Consider the following 14616-nt stretch of genomic DNA (forward strand, 5'->3'; position numbering starts at 1 on the left):
TCCTTGAAGAAGCGATAGGAATTTTTTCATGGGCCTAACCAGAGTAGAAATTGACCAGCCCAGAGATAGGCTTCTACGACATCCAATCGACGCCGTTAACGGTTGGATCGCGAAGCCGTTTGGTACTGAAATTTCCATTGGCTATGAAACCTTGGACGGTCGAACAGGGAAATTTCGATCATCAACGTACCGGAGGGCTGATCTTGACCCTTCTCAGGGCGTTGGCTTCACTTTTTACGTGGATTTCGTACGAAACGAGATACACAAAGCGGGAACGTTGGACCTGATATTCAGGGCTGAGGGCGAGAGGGCAGCCGACGTGGCAGTTGCCGTAACTGATGAGGCGATTGCTTTGGCTAACAGTTGCAGAGCCAATCAAGCTGCCAAGCTTGATATTTTGAAGCAAATCTTGAACCGTGACTTGCAACAATGCGAGGGCTGCGTAGCACCGTCGGCGCTGCCGGAAGGCTGGCCCATTTCGCCACAACTCGAATCTAAAATTGATGCTGTCTCTTCGCATTTCTACGGCGGAATGATTCATGAATTCCTCAAGCGATTGCCTAGTGGAGCCATTGCACTAGATGCTGGGGCTGGCCTGAGAAAGCGCCCGGTTCCAAACGTGATAAACGTAGAGATCTATGACTATCCCAGCACAGACGTCCTTGCGATAGGACAATCTCTACCCTTCAAGGATAACTCGTTCGCGGGGATACTATCACTGGCTGTTCTTGAGCATGTAGATGACCCCTTCCAATGCGCAAGGGAACTGGTACGGGTGCTGAAGCCCGGTGGCAAACTTCTTCTGATGATCCCATTCTTACAGGCGGAGCACGGTTATCCGTCCCATTATTTTAATGCAACTCGATCTGGTGCAACGAAGCTATTTGAGCAGCTCGACGTTGAGAGCCAAACGATCCACCGCTCGAACCATCCAATAAACACATTAAATCAGATACTTCGAGTCTATCATTCGGGACTTGATGCTGGAGTGCGAGAGGAATTTCTGAACATGCCGGTGCGAGAGATTTTCTCGCTGGCTGAACGGTTTGCAAGAGATGAAGATCCCCCTCTTACGCGTCTCTCGCTTGAAAAGCAGTTCGAAATCGCGTGGGGCACAACGACGGTATTTTCAAAAAGAGCGTGAAACGTCCATTAGGCGAGTGCTACGAAACCAAGGATATGCTTCCAAGCGAGGTGCCTCGATGGCGATTTGGTCATGCCTTATCAACGGTTATCCTGAAAAGGCCCGTGTTTGACGCGGCTCCGTCAAACTGTGGATAGATCGCAATCCCATTGATACTTTCCGCGTCAATGGTGATCACGTTCTCGCCGTGGAATAGCTGAATCCTGTCGGTGAGGCCGTCAGTGTAGCCGTCGCCTGTGTTGACACATAGATCGATAAAGGCCGGAGCGCTGCGCCTTACAAACGATAGATATACCCGCTTGTAACCTGCTAGGCCTTCCAACAGGATGTGCGGTTGATCACCATCCTTCTGGATCCAATTGTCGACCAGAGATAGTCCTACATTACACTGGAAGGCCTCAATCGCGTCTTTTGATCCGAAATCGAAACTCTCCGCCTTTGATACCCGGGCCGTCCAGTCTTCCTTCTTGGTTCTGACGTAGCCGCGCTGCGGGTCGGTCATCGCGAGAGCTCGTTCGCGCTCGTCCTCCGATGGCCGCAGATGGAGGAAGGCGCACAACTCATCTAATAAATTCGAGGGCTTCAGCACCGCCCGCTCATAGTTGACGATCATGAGAGGACAATCGATCTCTTGAGTTGCAGAAGCTACCTGCGCCAAGCGTGTTGCCGAAAAGCTGAATGCATCGCGAAAATTTACATCCGATTGCTTCATCTGACTCTCGGCTATCGCGGCCAGATTGCGGAACACAACGATCACGAATGGGTTGCGAAGGTGAGGCAGCAACCGCACGATATACTCGGAAGAGTGGGGCATCTTCCAGCCCCATACATTGTACTTCGCGTCACGATGAGCGACTACCTTCTTGATCGCCTGTAGGTCTTCCGTGATGAATTCTGGATCTTCATGGTTGTTGCCGAGGTTCCGCCCAAGGTTGACCCCAAGCTCCCGCGCTATCCCAGCGACCATCGATGTCCCGCCGCGCTGCACTCCAATGATCACGATTGTCTTGGTATTAGTGTCGAAGCCGGGCTTGACAATCATGTAATGTGGTCTCCGCTGGGAAGGCGGGGCTTCCTAGCGGTGATAGGAAGCATCTTCAAGATCGTTCCCACTCAAATTCCTCTCCACCGAGACCGTGAGCCAAGATGCACAGTTCCACTCAGATTTGTTGCGAGGTCCCAGCGACCCGGCCTCCTGGTGTGAAACAATTCATGCCTCGTGCTTGATCGCTGAGGGGCGCGCATGGACGGCCTCCCTAGATAGGGACTCGAGGAATGCCGCCAACTTGTCTGCCTCGGAATCCCAACTGCCTGCCCTCGCGCGTCTCAAGCCCGCTTCTGCAATCCTAGCTGCTCCGACCGGGTCTTCCAATAGCCTGATCAAGGCTTGTGATATCCCATCCACACTCATATCGCAGTATACAGCCTCCTCATCGGACATGAGCCACTCAGACTGAGGCCCTCTGTTAAGCACTACAGGACAGCCGCAAGCTGCGACTTCAAGCGGGAGCAACGAAAGATTGGTTGCCGAGAGAATTAGGGCGACGTCGCATTGTGAGTACAGGTCCGGCAATTCTCCAATGGAAACCGTGCCTGCATTGAGATGATGAAAAGGAATCTCGTACGCTCCGACATCCCAACCTGCAAAGATCACCGCAACATCCGGAAGCCTCTCACAGACTTTCTTCAGAGCGAGAAGACCCATTTCGAATCCACGTCTCGGGGTGACTGGCCTAGCATAGAAAAGTATATGCCTTACGGAGCCCGAACGTCTTCTTTGCGGATTATAAAGACTGAGGTCACAAGCGAACGAATACGGAAACGTCGTCATTCCATATTCTCGGCTAAGTTTTTCTGCCAACCATGTCCCGGCAGTAATACCTGTCATACCAAGCTTATAGGTATTCTCTGCAAACGAATATTCGCTACCATGCGCATAAAATTCTGGTTCAAAATCTTGAACAAAGTATAATTTATGCTCTGTGTCGCGAAATTTGGAAACCCAATAGGCGGTCTGCCAGCCCGTGGCAACCAGATAATTGCACGGCTCGATTGAGCGAACGCCGAGCGAAATTGTAATCCCGTGATCTCCGAAAGCCTGGTTGAACGCCATTTGCGCTTCTTCCACAGAATTCCATCGATGCGGTTCCATAACCACGACATGCTGGTTGGGGAACCCTCGATCTTTCAGAAGTCGCATCATGCGAACAATATTTATGTGGCCACCTGAAGACGCATTGAAGTCTGGGATTACCCACGTCATCGAGCCGATCGGAGTATTCTCATGGGTGATCCTCAATCCGAAACCCTGCTCCTCCCCCAGAAGAAATTCATAGTGCCCAATAGCGTCTTGTTTGCCCTGAATGACTGGCGGCATCGTTGCAATCACTCGAGAAACAGCCTTGCGTGTCGCGACCCGCCATCCCTCTCGCCGTACAGTCCTTGCAAATTTTGAAAGATTTGATGACAGCATATCCAAAACGACCCCTATCTAGCGTGCAATTGCTTGTCTCTGGACAACGCATTACCGTATTTTCTCGCAAACTTAGAACTATTGGTCCCGATGTAATACCCGACCTGTCGTGCTAAATTATCTAGAGGTTTCTTGAAAGTAGCTACGGGATGAGAAATTACCCAACCATTCTTAAACGCGAGCGCAACATCGCGCGCGCTGGTTCTCAAAGCTTGCCCGAACAAATACCGCACTGTCGGGCACAACTTGTATCCGAACAGCTCTCTGAATGCCTTTGCTTCATCATAACTTCGCTGCACCCTTTGCCATAGAGAGTATTCATGAGAATGGTTCACCAACGAATCCCATGAAAAGGCCTTACGAAAACCGGCTTCAATTACCACCTTTGCCCATAGTTGATCTTCTGCAAAATCAACGTCTGGATAAGGATAATCTTGCCACACAGACTTGCGTAGACAGGATGAATTGTCAGAATAGAAATGAAATACCTGTCGAACGCCCTGCGTTTTCGAATACAATCTCGCGTCGCTGATCCAGACTTTCGGCCAATTTCTTAATCCCAAAAAATGAGTGTCGATCTCCCAAGCCGTGAACGGCGTTGCGTCCTCGTAGGCTGCATGGCGACCGAATACACCAGCAACCTGATCATCCTCCAAGAGCGGTCTCACCAGTTCCTTCAACCAAAAAGAATTGGCGGGACAAGCATCATGTGTTAGGAAAGCGCAGAATTCTCCCCTTGCTTCACGAACGCCAAGGTTCCTTGTCCTTCCGTGCCCAAACGAGCAAGGCTCTATCTCGATTAATTTGAATCTAGGGTCGTTGGTCGGCACCAATTGCTTAGAGCCGTCCTTTGAGCCGGAGTCGATAACAATTACCTCAAATCCCTGTTCGAATTCCTGCTTGGAAACCATCTCGATGACGCGCTTGAATTGCGGCAGTCCGTTCTTCACAGGAATAATCACGGACACTAAAGGCTTCGCTGCTGAAAATACCGGAAGTTTATTGTTTGGATCGGCGCTCATGGTCTCATCCGGTTTTCGAATTGTCGCTCGTCCTATTCCGCGAAACAGGAGAGTTGGAGGTCCGATGTGCACCGGGAGTTAATTTTCGCCCGACCTTTCCAAAGCCAACCAAAAGGCGCTTTGCTGCTCTCATCGGCATGGCTACGCGCCATGAGGTGCTTGCATAAACGGCATCGAGAACGCTACGCAGCCGCTTTTCCTCGGAGCGCGCTTGCTCCCGCTCGGCAAGCAACTGTCCGGCCAGAGCCTCATGAGCCTTGCTCTCGCCCGCCAGCCTCGCGATTTCGGCATCGTGCTGCGCGATCTCATTCGCGATCTCGACATCGCGCTGCGCGATCTCATTGGAGAGCGCCTCTATGCGAGCCATTTGGTGTTCGACCAGTTCCCGGTTGGCTTCAATCTCCTCTTCCATTGTCGCACGACGCAACGACCATGGATTCCCGGTCTCATCGATCGGTATGTTTACCGTACCGTTCAGGGCCAGCATGCTGCCCTCGACAAGTGCAACCCGGCCTTCCACACGACGGGGACCCAGAACATTTTCCTGTGACGGACGTTTGGCGACGATGCAAAGCGAGTTCAAGAACCCGATGGAGTGGATCGAAGCCAGGGAAGTTTCCTCGAACACGGCGTCGTACTTCTGAGAAAACGCGGCCAGCACATCGACACGAAGGTGGTGTAGTCCCCAATGCTCATAGTTGACCACGTCAAGCAGACGTTTGAAAAATGACATGGAGGAAAGAGGATCATATAGGCCGCCCTCATACTTACCCCAGTAACTGCAGTGCAAATCTTCAGCTACGTACAGGCCTCCCACCGCAAGATGAGGGAAGTAGCGGGCGAAAGAGCGTATGATATCCGAGGATCGGTGCGAGCCGTCATCAATAATGATGTCGAATTTTGCGGTCTGGGCGACAATGTCGCGTTCGACGTCGGCGGTGTTGGCATCGCCGACGATAACTGCGATCTTCTCATCATCGAAGGTCAGCTTACCACTGGCCGCATTGATATCGCAGCCTACAATAAGCTCTGCTTGCGGAAAATACTGCCGCCAGATTTCCAGCGAACCGCCGTTCTGAACGCCAATTTCCAGAAGTCGAACAGGCTTGTTTCGGAAATCCGAAAATATATCTTCATATGCGTCCAAATAAATCGACCATTTGTCCGATATTTTTCCGGTATGTTCCTCGTAGATGTTGCGAAGTGACTTATCTCTTCCCTTTGTCGACCTCACGTCCTGCAGTGCGTCAGGTGATGGATACTTGTTCATGTTATCAATGCCAGTTTCGTCTCTCCGCTCAAGAGACGGTGTGCCACCACTTCCGTCGCTTCCGGCCACTCCGGGGACGTCCATCCGAACACGGCAGAGAATTTGGCCGTCGACAGCCGCGAATTGCGAGGGCGACACGCCTTGGTTGGGTAGTCCTTGGTCTTGACGTTACCTACCCGCGCATAAGGACCACCATGAGCGCGGCTGGTCTCCAAAATATGACGGGCAAAGCCGCTCCAGTTGATCCCCCCGGTGCCGGCCAGATGATAGATGCCGTAACCGTCAAACGCCTCGTCGTCGCGCAACATCGCCGCCGCATGCAGGATCGCATCGGCAATATCAAGCGCCGAAGTCGGATTTCCCCATTGGTCGGCGACCACGGCGATCTCGTCGCGGTCGCCGGCCAGCCGCAGCATGGTTTTCACGAAATTCTTGCCGAACGGGCTGTAGACCCAGGCGGTGCGCAGGATCAGATGGCGCGGATTGACGGCGGCCACGGCCAGCTCGCCGGCAAGCTTGGAGGCGCCGTAGACGCCGAGCGGTGCGGTGGCGTCGGTCTCGACATAGGCGCCGTCCTTGGTGCCATCGAAGACGTAGTCGGTCGACAGATGGATTACGGGCACGCCGAGCTTCGCGGCCGCCTCGGCGACCTTGCCGGCGCCGACGGCGTTCACAGCGAAGGCAAGATCGGGCTCGTCCTCGGCCTGGTCGACCGCGGTGTAGGCGGCAGCCGACACCACGATATCCGGCCGCGCTGCCGCGAGTGCGTCGAACACCGTATCGGGCCGCGCCAGATCGAGCACTGGGCGGCCGAGGGTGACGACCTCGATGCCATCGCGCCTCTGCCCGGCCTCCAGCAGGCTGGCAGCGACCTGACCGTCGCGTCCGGTGACAACCAGCCTCACGCCGCGCCCTTCCTGCCTTCAACCTGGCCGCGCGACCGGACTTGCCCCAGCCGCTCGCCGGCGTAGCGCTGCTCGCGGATCGGTCCCCACCACCATTTGTTGTCGAGGAACCAGTCGACGGTCCTTGCAAGGCCGCTGTCGAAACTCTCCGCCGGCGCCCAACCGAGATCCCGGCCGATCTTGGAGGCATCGATTGCATAGCGGCGGTCGTGGCCGGGCCGATCGGTGACGAAGCTGATCAAATCGCGGTAGCTCCTGCCGCCGCTGCGCGGACGCCTGATGTCGAGCAGGCCGCAGATCGTCTCGACGACGCCAAGGTTGGTACGCTCGGAATTGCCGCCGACATTGTAACTTTCGCCGGGCTGGCCCTTTGTGGCGACCAGTTCCAGAGCACGGGCGTGATCCTCGACGAACAGCCAGTCGCGCACATTGGCGCCAGCGCCGTAGACCGGCAGCGGCTTTTCGTCGAGCGCGTTGAGGATGACCAGCGGGATCAGCTTTTCGGGGAAGTGATAAGGCCCGTAATTGTTCGAACAGTTGGAGAGCACGACCGGCAGGCCGTACGTCTCGTGCCAGGCCCGCACCAGATGGTCGGATGCGGCCTTGGAGGCGGAATAGGGCGAGGATGGCGCGTAAGGCGTCTCCTCCACGAACATGCCGCCATCGAAGGGCAGATCGCCGAACACCTCGTCGGTCGAGACATGGTGGAAGCGGAAGCGCGCCTTCCTGTCCTCGTCAAGGCCGCGCCAATATTCGAGCGCCGAATTCAGCACCCGGTAGGTGCCGACGATGTTGGTCTCGATGAAGGCGCCGGGTCCGTCGATCGAGCGGTCGACATGGCTTTCGGCGGCGAGGTTCATGACGACGTCGATCTCGTCGCGGTGGAGGATGTCGAGAACCGCCCGCTCGTCACAGATGTCGGCCTGCGCAAATTTGTAGTTGTGTGCATTCTCGATGGTGCGCAGCGAGGCCAGATTGCCGGCATAGGTGAGCTTGTCGAGATTGGTCACATGGTAGGCCGGATTGGCGCACAAATGCCGGCACACGGCCGAGCCGATGAAGCCGGCACCGCCTGTCACCAGAAAATTCATGGCGCTCTCCTCACATCGTCGCGCGTCATGCGAACACCTCGGCCTCAGCAAGCGCCGGCGCCTTGAGGTCCTTGGCCGAGAGCTCGAAGGCGCCGGCCGGCGACGGCCAATCGATGCCGATATCAGGATCGTCGAAACGGATCGATCGATCATGCGCCGGCGAATAGGTGTCGGTGACCTTATACAGAACCTCGGTGTCCGGCACGAGCGTGACGAAACCGTGCGCGAAACCCTTCGGCACCAGGATCTGGTTGCCTCTCTCGGCCGATATTTCGAGCGCGACCCATTTGCCGAAGGTTTTCGAGCTGCGGCGGATGTCGACCGCCACGTCGAGAATCTTGCCTCGGATCACACGCAGCAACTTGTCCTGCGCGCGTGGAGGCAGTTGATAGTGAAGCCCCCGCACGACACCTGCGGCAGCCGAATAGGAATGATTGTCCTGGACGAAACGCAGATCGATGCCGGCCTCGGCAAAGGCCTCGGCATTCCAGGTTTCGATGAAATAACCGCGCGCATCGCCGTGCCGCTTCGGCACAATTTCCAGCACGCCGTCCAAACCGAGCTGCCTGACTTCCAGCACCCTATGTCTCCGTCAGCTCGGTGACACGCCGGCGCAGATAGGCGGCGTATTCGTTCTTGCCCAGGCGCGTGGCGCGCTCAAGCACCTTGTCGGCGGTCAGCCAGCCCTGCTCGAAAGCGATTTCTTCAGGACAGGCGACCTTGATCCCCTGGCGGTGCTCGATCGTGCGCACGAAGGAAGAGGCTTCATGCAGGCTGTCATGCGTGCCGGTGTCGAGCCAGGCATAGCCGCGGCCGAGCTGATGCACATGCAATTTCCCGCGCTCGAGATAGACGTTGTTGACCGCCGTGATCTCGAGTTCGCCACGCGCCGAGGGCTTGATCGTCGACGCGATGTCGACGACCTCATTGTCGTAGAAATAGAGGCCGGTGACCGCCCAGTTGGACTTCGGCTCCCGCGGCTTCTCCTCGATTGTCAAAGCCGTGCCGCTGAGCTTGTCGAACGACACCACGCCGTAGCGCTGCGGGTCCTCGACATGGTAGGCGAACACCGACGCGCCGCTTTGGCGCTGCGCAGCAGTGCGGCAGAGCTGCGACAGGCCCTCGCCGAAATAGATGTTGTCGCCGAGAATCATCGACACATTATCCTTGCCGATGAAGTCGCGGCCGATGATGAAGGCCTCGGCAAGCCCGTTGGGCTGCGCCTGCTCGGCATAGGAGAATTCGACCCCGAATTCCGAACCGTCGCCCAGCAACTCCCGAAACACCGGCAAGTCGCGAGGTGTCGAAATGATCAAAATCTGGCGGATACCGGCGAGCATCAAGACGCTCAGCGGATAAAAAACCATCGGCTTGTCGTATATTGGCAGAATCTGCTTAGAGATCGCTAATGTAAGGGGATACAGACGCGTCCCGCTGCCTCCTGCAAGGATTATTCCCTTCAACAAGCTCTCCTTGAATTACCGGCCCCCGCCTCGAAATCAAGTTGCCCGTGCTTAGGTTTCGCGCAATGGCTTGTCAATTCAATCTCGGCCGTGGATCGGCGCCAGAATTGCTCTGCATCTGCCGCCTCGCGGCAATTTGACCGACCAGGCACAAGCTGACGATGCAAATGGGCGTGGCGATTTGGCAACCGGCTTGCACCATCGGCTGGCGGACGCGTGACAACAAAAAGCCGGCGGGCCCTGGGCCCGCCGGCTCATTCATTTGTCCGGTTTCAGGGCTGCTTGGGCAGCAGCGACCATACCGCCGGCACCAGGCTGGCGGCGAGCGCAACCTTGATCAAATCCCCGAGGACGAACGGCAAAACGCCGAACTGCCACGCCTTTTCCACGCCGATGAGGGTGGCCAGCCAGGCAAAGCCCATGGCCATCATGACGATTTCGGCGACCAGCATGGCGTTGAACAGCTTGATCGGGTGGCGGTCCCAGCCGCGGTCGGCGGCCCAGCCGACAATGGCTGCCATGACGACGAAGCCGGCGAGATAACCGCCGGTGCCGCCGATCATGTAGGCGATGCCGATGCCCTTTTCAGGCGTGCTCTGGAAGACCGGGAAGCCCATGGCGCCTTCGGCCATGTAGAGAAGCAGGGTAGCGACGCCAAGCCGCAGGCCAAATGCGGTGGCGATCAGCAGGACGGCCAGCGTCTGCATCGAGATGTCGACCGGCCCGAGCACGACTTTCGTCTTGGCCGACAGGGTCAAAAGCAGCGTTCCGGCGATCGCCAGCAAAAGCTGGGTTGCCAGGCGCTGCGCGCCCTCCTGGGGCAAAGCGAGAGAAACAAGCGGGCGCATCGTCGTTGCAAGTGCCATGGTCTTCCCCAATCCGGATTGCCGCAGATCGCGGCCTTGCGTTTTTCTATATTGGCTTCCGTGTTATGCGGCAATCAGTTTTGCCGTCTTCCTGAACAGAGATTCAACGACACCGCCATGGCGCTCAAATTCGACACCAGCTTCGATCCGGCCTATGGCGAGGGCGTCACCGTTGCGCCGGACGTCTTGCGCGTCACCGCCAAAAACCCCAGCCCGTTCACCTTTCACGGCACCAACAGCTACATCGTCGGGCGCGATACGCTGGCGGTGATCGATCCCGGCCCCGATGACGAGGCGCATTTCCAGACGCTGCTCAAGGTGATCGCAAACCGGCCGGTCAGCCATATCTTCGTCAGCCACACGCATCGCGACCATTCTCCGCTGGCCGCCCGGCTGAAAGCGCACACCGGCGCTATTGTACTGGCCGAAGGCCCGCACCGCCCGGCAAGGCCGCTGCGGATCGGCGAGATCAACCCGCTCGACGCCAGCGCCGACACGGTTTTCGTCCCGGAGATCGCGTTGCCCGACAATGCGCTGGTCGAGGGCGATGACTGGACGATCCGGACGGTGCTGACGCCGGGCCACACCGCCAATCACGCGGCATTTGCGCTCGAAGGCACTGGCATCCTGTTTTCAGCCGACCATGTGATGGCGTGGGCGACATCGATCGTGGCGCCGCCGGACGGAGCGATGGCCGACTACATGGCCTCGCTCGACAGGCTGATCGCGCGCGGCGATCGCCTGCTGCTGCCCGGCCATGGCGGCCCGGTGACCGCGCCGCGCAGCTTCATGCGCGGCCTCAAGACCCATCGCAAGATGCGCGAACGGGCGATCCTCGAGCGGATCCGCGACAGCGACCGGACGATCCCGGACATGGTCAAGGCTATCTACCGGGACACCGACCCGCGCCTGCATGGCGCCGCCGGCCTGTCGGTGCTTGCCCATCTCGAGGACCTGGTGGCGCGCGGCCTGGTTGCTACCCAGGGTGACCCGGCCATCGACGGCGTTTTTGTGCCGGTGGGGTAGAGAACTATTCAGCCGGCGCGGCACCCACCTGCCCTGCAACCTCCTGGTCGAGTTCGGCGAGGAACCCGACGATGCGCGCCGCATTGTCGCCGAGGTCGTAGCGGCCGTAGCGGGAGGCCGAGCGCATTTCGACGACGATCGTGTCGCCGTCATTGCTGACCCGGATGGCGACGTCGGCGGGCAGGCCGACCACGAAGCTCCGGGCAACGGCCGATATCGTCACCTCGTCCTGACCGTCCGTCACCGGATATGGCGCAGTAAGTTGCCAATCGCGGCGGTCGAGCACGGTTTCAACGGCGTCGACGACGGTTTCGAAAGGCAGATTGTAGCTATGCCCGGTGACCAGCGGATAGGCGTCGGCCTGCAGGCGCGCTTCGCCCGGCGTTGGCAGCGCGAGCACGTTCATGTCCTTGGTGCGGTCGCTGGTGTCGAGCACTGGCGGATTGTCGAGGTCCGTCGTGATGTCCCTCAGGGGCGGCGTGGTCGCCGCCAAATAGGTGGCAAAGCCGTAGGGCGTCAGCACCAGCAGCGCCAGCAGGGCGCCGACCGAGAGGTCGCGGCCGCCACGGTCACCGAAATGCCACAGCCGGGACAAAGCGAGGCCGGCAAACAGCAAAGCGAACGCGGCAAGCAAGGCGACGATCGCCAGCACCCACAGGAAGGCCGGCGTTTCGACCAGTTCGAAATGATGGCCGGCCAGCACGGTCAGCAGCAGGACCAGGGCAAAAGCGCCCGTGCGCCGCGACCAGCCGGCCGCCTTCGATGTCTGCCGCTCGTCAAATTCCATTGTCTTCAGCACCGCCCCAACCCGCACAGACGCTTAGAGCAAAGGATGCTCAAATTGAACATCCCCTGCCCTAACGTTTTTGCCGCCGGTAGCTTGAAGGTCAAGGAAACGCACGGTCCCGGTCAATCCGTCGGCAGGCGGTAGTCGCTGAACTGCTTGCGCAAGGTGATCTTCTGGATCTTGCCGGTGGCGGTGTGCGGGATTTCGCTGATGAAAGCGACGTCGTCGGGCATCCACCATTTCGCCACCTTGCCGTCCATGAACGCCAGTATGTCCGCCTTGCTCGGCTCCTTGCCGGGTTTGGCGACCACGACCAGCAAGGGCCGTTCGCCCCATTTCGAATGATGGACGCCGATCGCCGCGGCCTCGGCGACATCGGGATGGCCGACGGCGAGGTTCTCCAGGTCGATGGTCGATATCCACTCGCCGCCCGACTTGATGACGTCCTTGGCGCGATCGGTGATCTGCATGTAGCCGCCGGAATCGATATGGGCGACATCGCCAGTGTCGAACCAGCCGTCCTTGTCGAACTGCTCGGCGCCGACGCCGCCATAATAGGCGCTGGCGACGGCTGGACCGCGCACCTTCAGCCGGCCGAAGGTCTTGCCGTCCCAGGGCAGTTCCTTGTCGTCATCGTCCGTCACCTTCATCTCGACGCCGAAGGGCGGGTAGCCCTGCTTGCCCTGGATATCGAGCCGGGCCTCGCCCTCGAGCGCTTGATATTGCGGCTTCATGGTGCACAGCGTGCCGAGCGGCGACATTTCGGTCATGCCCCAGGCATGGATGACTTCGACGCCGTAATTGTCCTGGAATTTCCTGGTGATGGCGCGCGGGCAGGACGAGCCGCCGATGACGACTTTGCTGAGATGGGGAAGCTTCTTGCCGGTCTCTTCGAGATGCTGCAGCAGCATCATCCAGACGGTCGGCACGGCGGCGCTGAAGGTCACTTTCTCGGTGTCGAGCAGCTCGTAGATCGAGGCGCCGTCCATCTTGCAACCGGGCATGACCAGCTTGGCGCCGATCATCGGCGCGCTCTGGCCAAGGCCCCAGGCATTGGCATGAAACATCGGCACGACGGGGAGGATCGTGTCCCGCGCGGAGAGGCCCATGGCGTCGGGCATGGCGGCGATCATGGCATGCAGCACATTCGAGCGGTGGCTGTAGAGCACGCCTTTGGGATCGCCCGTCGTGCCGGAGGTGTAGCACATGCCGGCTGCGGTGTTTTCGCCGAAAACCTTCCAGGCGAAGTCGCCATCGGCCTCGTTCAGCCAGTCCTCATAGGCAACCACATTCGGCAGCGTCGTTTCAGGCAGATGCGCCTTGTCGGTCAGGACGATCACCTTTTTCAGCGATTTGACGGCGCCGGCGATCTTTTCCAGCAGCGGCATGAAGGTCAGGTCGACGAAGATCCCTCTATCCTGCGCATTGTTCATGATCCAGACGATCTGCTCGGGGAACAAACGCGGGTTAAGCGTATGGTAGATGGCGCCGATGCCCATGATGCCGTACCAGGCCTCTATGTGGCGCGCCGTGTTCCAGGCCAGGGTCGCGATGCGGTCGCCGAGCACAAAGCCATCGCGCTCCAACCGTTGAGCGACCTTGAGCGCGCGGCGATGAACTTCAGCATAGGTGGTGCGAACGACAGGACCTTCGATCGAGCGCGAGACGATCTCGCGCGTCCCGTGCTGCCGCTCGGCATTGTCGATCAGCTTGTGGCAGAGCAGCGGCCATTCCTGCATCAGTCCGAGCATCTGGTTCCTCCCATCGCTTCCTCGTTTTTCCTGTCTTTTGTTCCATTGTGGGACGAACGGACGGATTGTCCAGCCATGACGTCTCCAACCGTTAACGGCTGAAGCAAGCAGTGATCGAAAGGCGGGGAAAACCGCCACAATCCGGCCATCGTCGACGTTAAGGTTCGTTAACGGGGTAGGGGTGCGGATTGGCGACTGAAAGAGGTTCGCATGGACACGCAGCTCGACGACAAGCAGATCGACGGCAAGCAGATCGACGACAGGCAGATCGACGACAGGCAGCTGGCTGACAGCGGGGCCGAAGACGTGCAGTTGGACGATATTCAACTCGACGACAAAGAGCTTGAAGACACGCTTGCCGCAAGTCTGGCCGATCTCGTGCCGGAGGCCAAAAAGGTTTCCGAAGACGAATTTGTCGAGGTGGTCGGCGGCGCCCTTGAGGCGGTCGGCGGCACGCTGCTGTTCAAAATGTGCGTCCAGAACGAAGGCGAAGGCCAGCATGTCGCCGCCGCATCGATCGGCGATGGCGGCAATCGCCAGTTCCTGCTGCTCACCTTGCCGACAGGCGGCGGCCCACTGAAGGTCGAGACGACGTCAAGAAGCACCAACCCGGTAGCCGGTATTGCCGCGGCCTATGCCGGCCTCATGGACGTGTTCAAGACCGCAGCCTGAGCATTCCACGCGGGATCGTTTTTAGTGATCGGAAGGCCAGCTCTGGGCTACTGGCGAAGGCTTGCGCAACGGGTTCTCCAGACACATTTTAGAGACATGGGAAGCAATCCCGCACGCTCTCAATCGGACTGTGCTCCCAATCGAAC

General features: G+C 58.3%; 14 protein-coding genes. 3 read left to right on the forward strand and 11 right to left on the reverse strand.

All coding sequences use genetic code 11. The annotated features are described in order from the left end of the window. Nucleotides 1-28 precede the first annotated feature (28 nt). Complete coding sequence (locus NKJ77_RS23530) at nt 29-1144, forward strand: methyltransferase domain-containing protein (RefSeq protein WP_352535834.1); 1116 nt, start codon at nt 29-31, stop codon at nt 1142-1144. Between the two features lie 70 nt (nt 1145-1214). Here NKJ77_RS23530 and NKJ77_RS23535 read toward each other — a convergent pair whose 3' ends face one another. From NKJ77_RS23535 to NKJ77_RS23575, 9 genes are all read right to left on the reverse strand, one after another. Beyond that, the gene (locus tag NKJ77_RS23535; protein WP_352535835.1) at nt 1215-2186 is read right to left on the reverse strand and encodes a sulfotransferase family protein; all 972 of its coding nucleotides are present in this window, start codon (nt 2184-2186) and stop codon (nt 1215-1217) included. A gap of 168 nt (nt 2187-2354) precedes the next feature. Beyond that, on the reverse strand, nt 2355-3521 hold the full coding sequence (locus NKJ77_RS23540; RefSeq protein ID WP_352535836.1) for a glycosyltransferase family 4 protein: 1167 nt from the start codon (nt 3519-3521) through the stop codon (nt 2355-2357). Nucleotides 3522-3631: 110 nt separating this feature from the next. After that, nucleotides 3632-4639: a glycosyltransferase family 2 protein gene (locus NKJ77_RS23545; protein WP_352535837.1), complete on the reverse strand. Its 1008-nt coding sequence runs from the start codon at nt 4637-4639 to the stop codon at nt 3632-3634. 4 nt (nt 4640-4643) lie between these two features. Beyond that, nucleotides 4644-5909, reverse strand: coding sequence for a class I SAM-dependent methyltransferase (locus tag NKJ77_RS23550; protein WP_352535838.1), 1266 nt, complete (start codon nt 5907-5909; stop codon nt 4644-4646). After that, complete coding sequence (rfbD, locus tag NKJ77_RS23555; RefSeq protein WP_352535839.1) at nt 5906-6814, reverse strand: dTDP-4-dehydrorhamnose reductase; 909 nt, start codon at nt 6812-6814, stop codon at nt 5906-5908. The genes NKJ77_RS23550 and rfbD overlap by 4 nt, the downstream gene beginning before the upstream one ends. Next, nucleotides 6811-7905, reverse strand: coding sequence for a dTDP-glucose 4,6-dehydratase (gene rfbB / locus NKJ77_RS23560; RefSeq protein WP_023670704.1), 1095 nt, complete (start codon nt 7903-7905; stop codon nt 6811-6813). Before rfbB ends, rfbD begins: the two co-directional genes overlap by 4 nt. A gap of 25 nt (nt 7906-7930) precedes the next feature. Continuing rightward, complete coding sequence (gene rfbC, locus NKJ77_RS23565; RefSeq protein ID WP_352521908.1) at nt 7931-8485, reverse strand: dTDP-4-dehydrorhamnose 3,5-epimerase; 555 nt, start codon at nt 8483-8485, stop codon at nt 7931-7933. Between the two features lies 1 nt (nt 8486). Beyond that, nucleotides 8487-9368, reverse strand: coding sequence for a glucose-1-phosphate thymidylyltransferase RfbA (rfbA, locus tag NKJ77_RS23570; RefSeq protein WP_023816497.1), 882 nt, complete (start codon nt 9366-9368; stop codon nt 8487-8489). 272 nt (nt 9369-9640) lie between these two features. Continuing rightward, nucleotides 9641-10234 (reverse strand): biotin transporter BioY, encoded by a 594-nt coding sequence (locus NKJ77_RS23575; protein WP_023705510.1) that lies wholly within the window; start codon nt 10232-10234, stop codon nt 9641-9643. A 117-nt stretch (nt 10235-10351) separates the two neighbouring features. Here NKJ77_RS23575 and NKJ77_RS23580 point away from each other — a divergent pair, with 117 nt between their 5' ends. Next, the gene (locus tag NKJ77_RS23580) at nt 10352-11260 is read left to right on the forward strand and encodes an MBL fold metallo-hydrolase (protein ID WP_023692735.1); all 909 of its coding nucleotides are present in this window, start codon (nt 10352-10354) and stop codon (nt 11258-11260) included. Nucleotides 11261-11264: 4 nt separating this feature from the next. Here the strand turns inward: NKJ77_RS23580 and NKJ77_RS23585 are convergent, their stop codons facing one another. Further along, complete coding sequence (locus NKJ77_RS23585) at nt 11265-12047, reverse strand: DUF1499 domain-containing protein (protein ID WP_352535840.1); 783 nt, start codon at nt 12045-12047, stop codon at nt 11265-11267. Nucleotides 12048-12169: 122 nt separating this feature from the next. Then, nucleotides 12170-13798 (reverse strand): fatty-acid--CoA ligase, encoded by a 1629-nt coding sequence (locus NKJ77_RS23590; protein WP_023732079.1) that lies wholly within the window; start codon nt 13796-13798, stop codon nt 12170-12172. 312 nt (nt 13799-14110) lie between these two features. Here NKJ77_RS23590 and NKJ77_RS23595 point away from each other — a divergent pair, with 312 nt between their 5' ends. Beyond that, nucleotides 14111-14470 carry a hypothetical protein gene (locus NKJ77_RS23595; protein ID WP_023670697.1) on the forward strand — a complete coding sequence of 120 codons (360 nt, stop codon included), beginning with the start codon at nt 14111-14113 and terminating at the stop codon, nt 14468-14470. Nucleotides 14471-14616: the final 146 nt, after the last annotated feature.

This window comes from Mesorhizobium sp. M0052, assembly GCF_040323255.1.
In the GTDB taxonomy this organism is placed as follows: Bacteria; Pseudomonadota; Alphaproteobacteria; order Rhizobiales; family Rhizobiaceae; genus Mesorhizobium.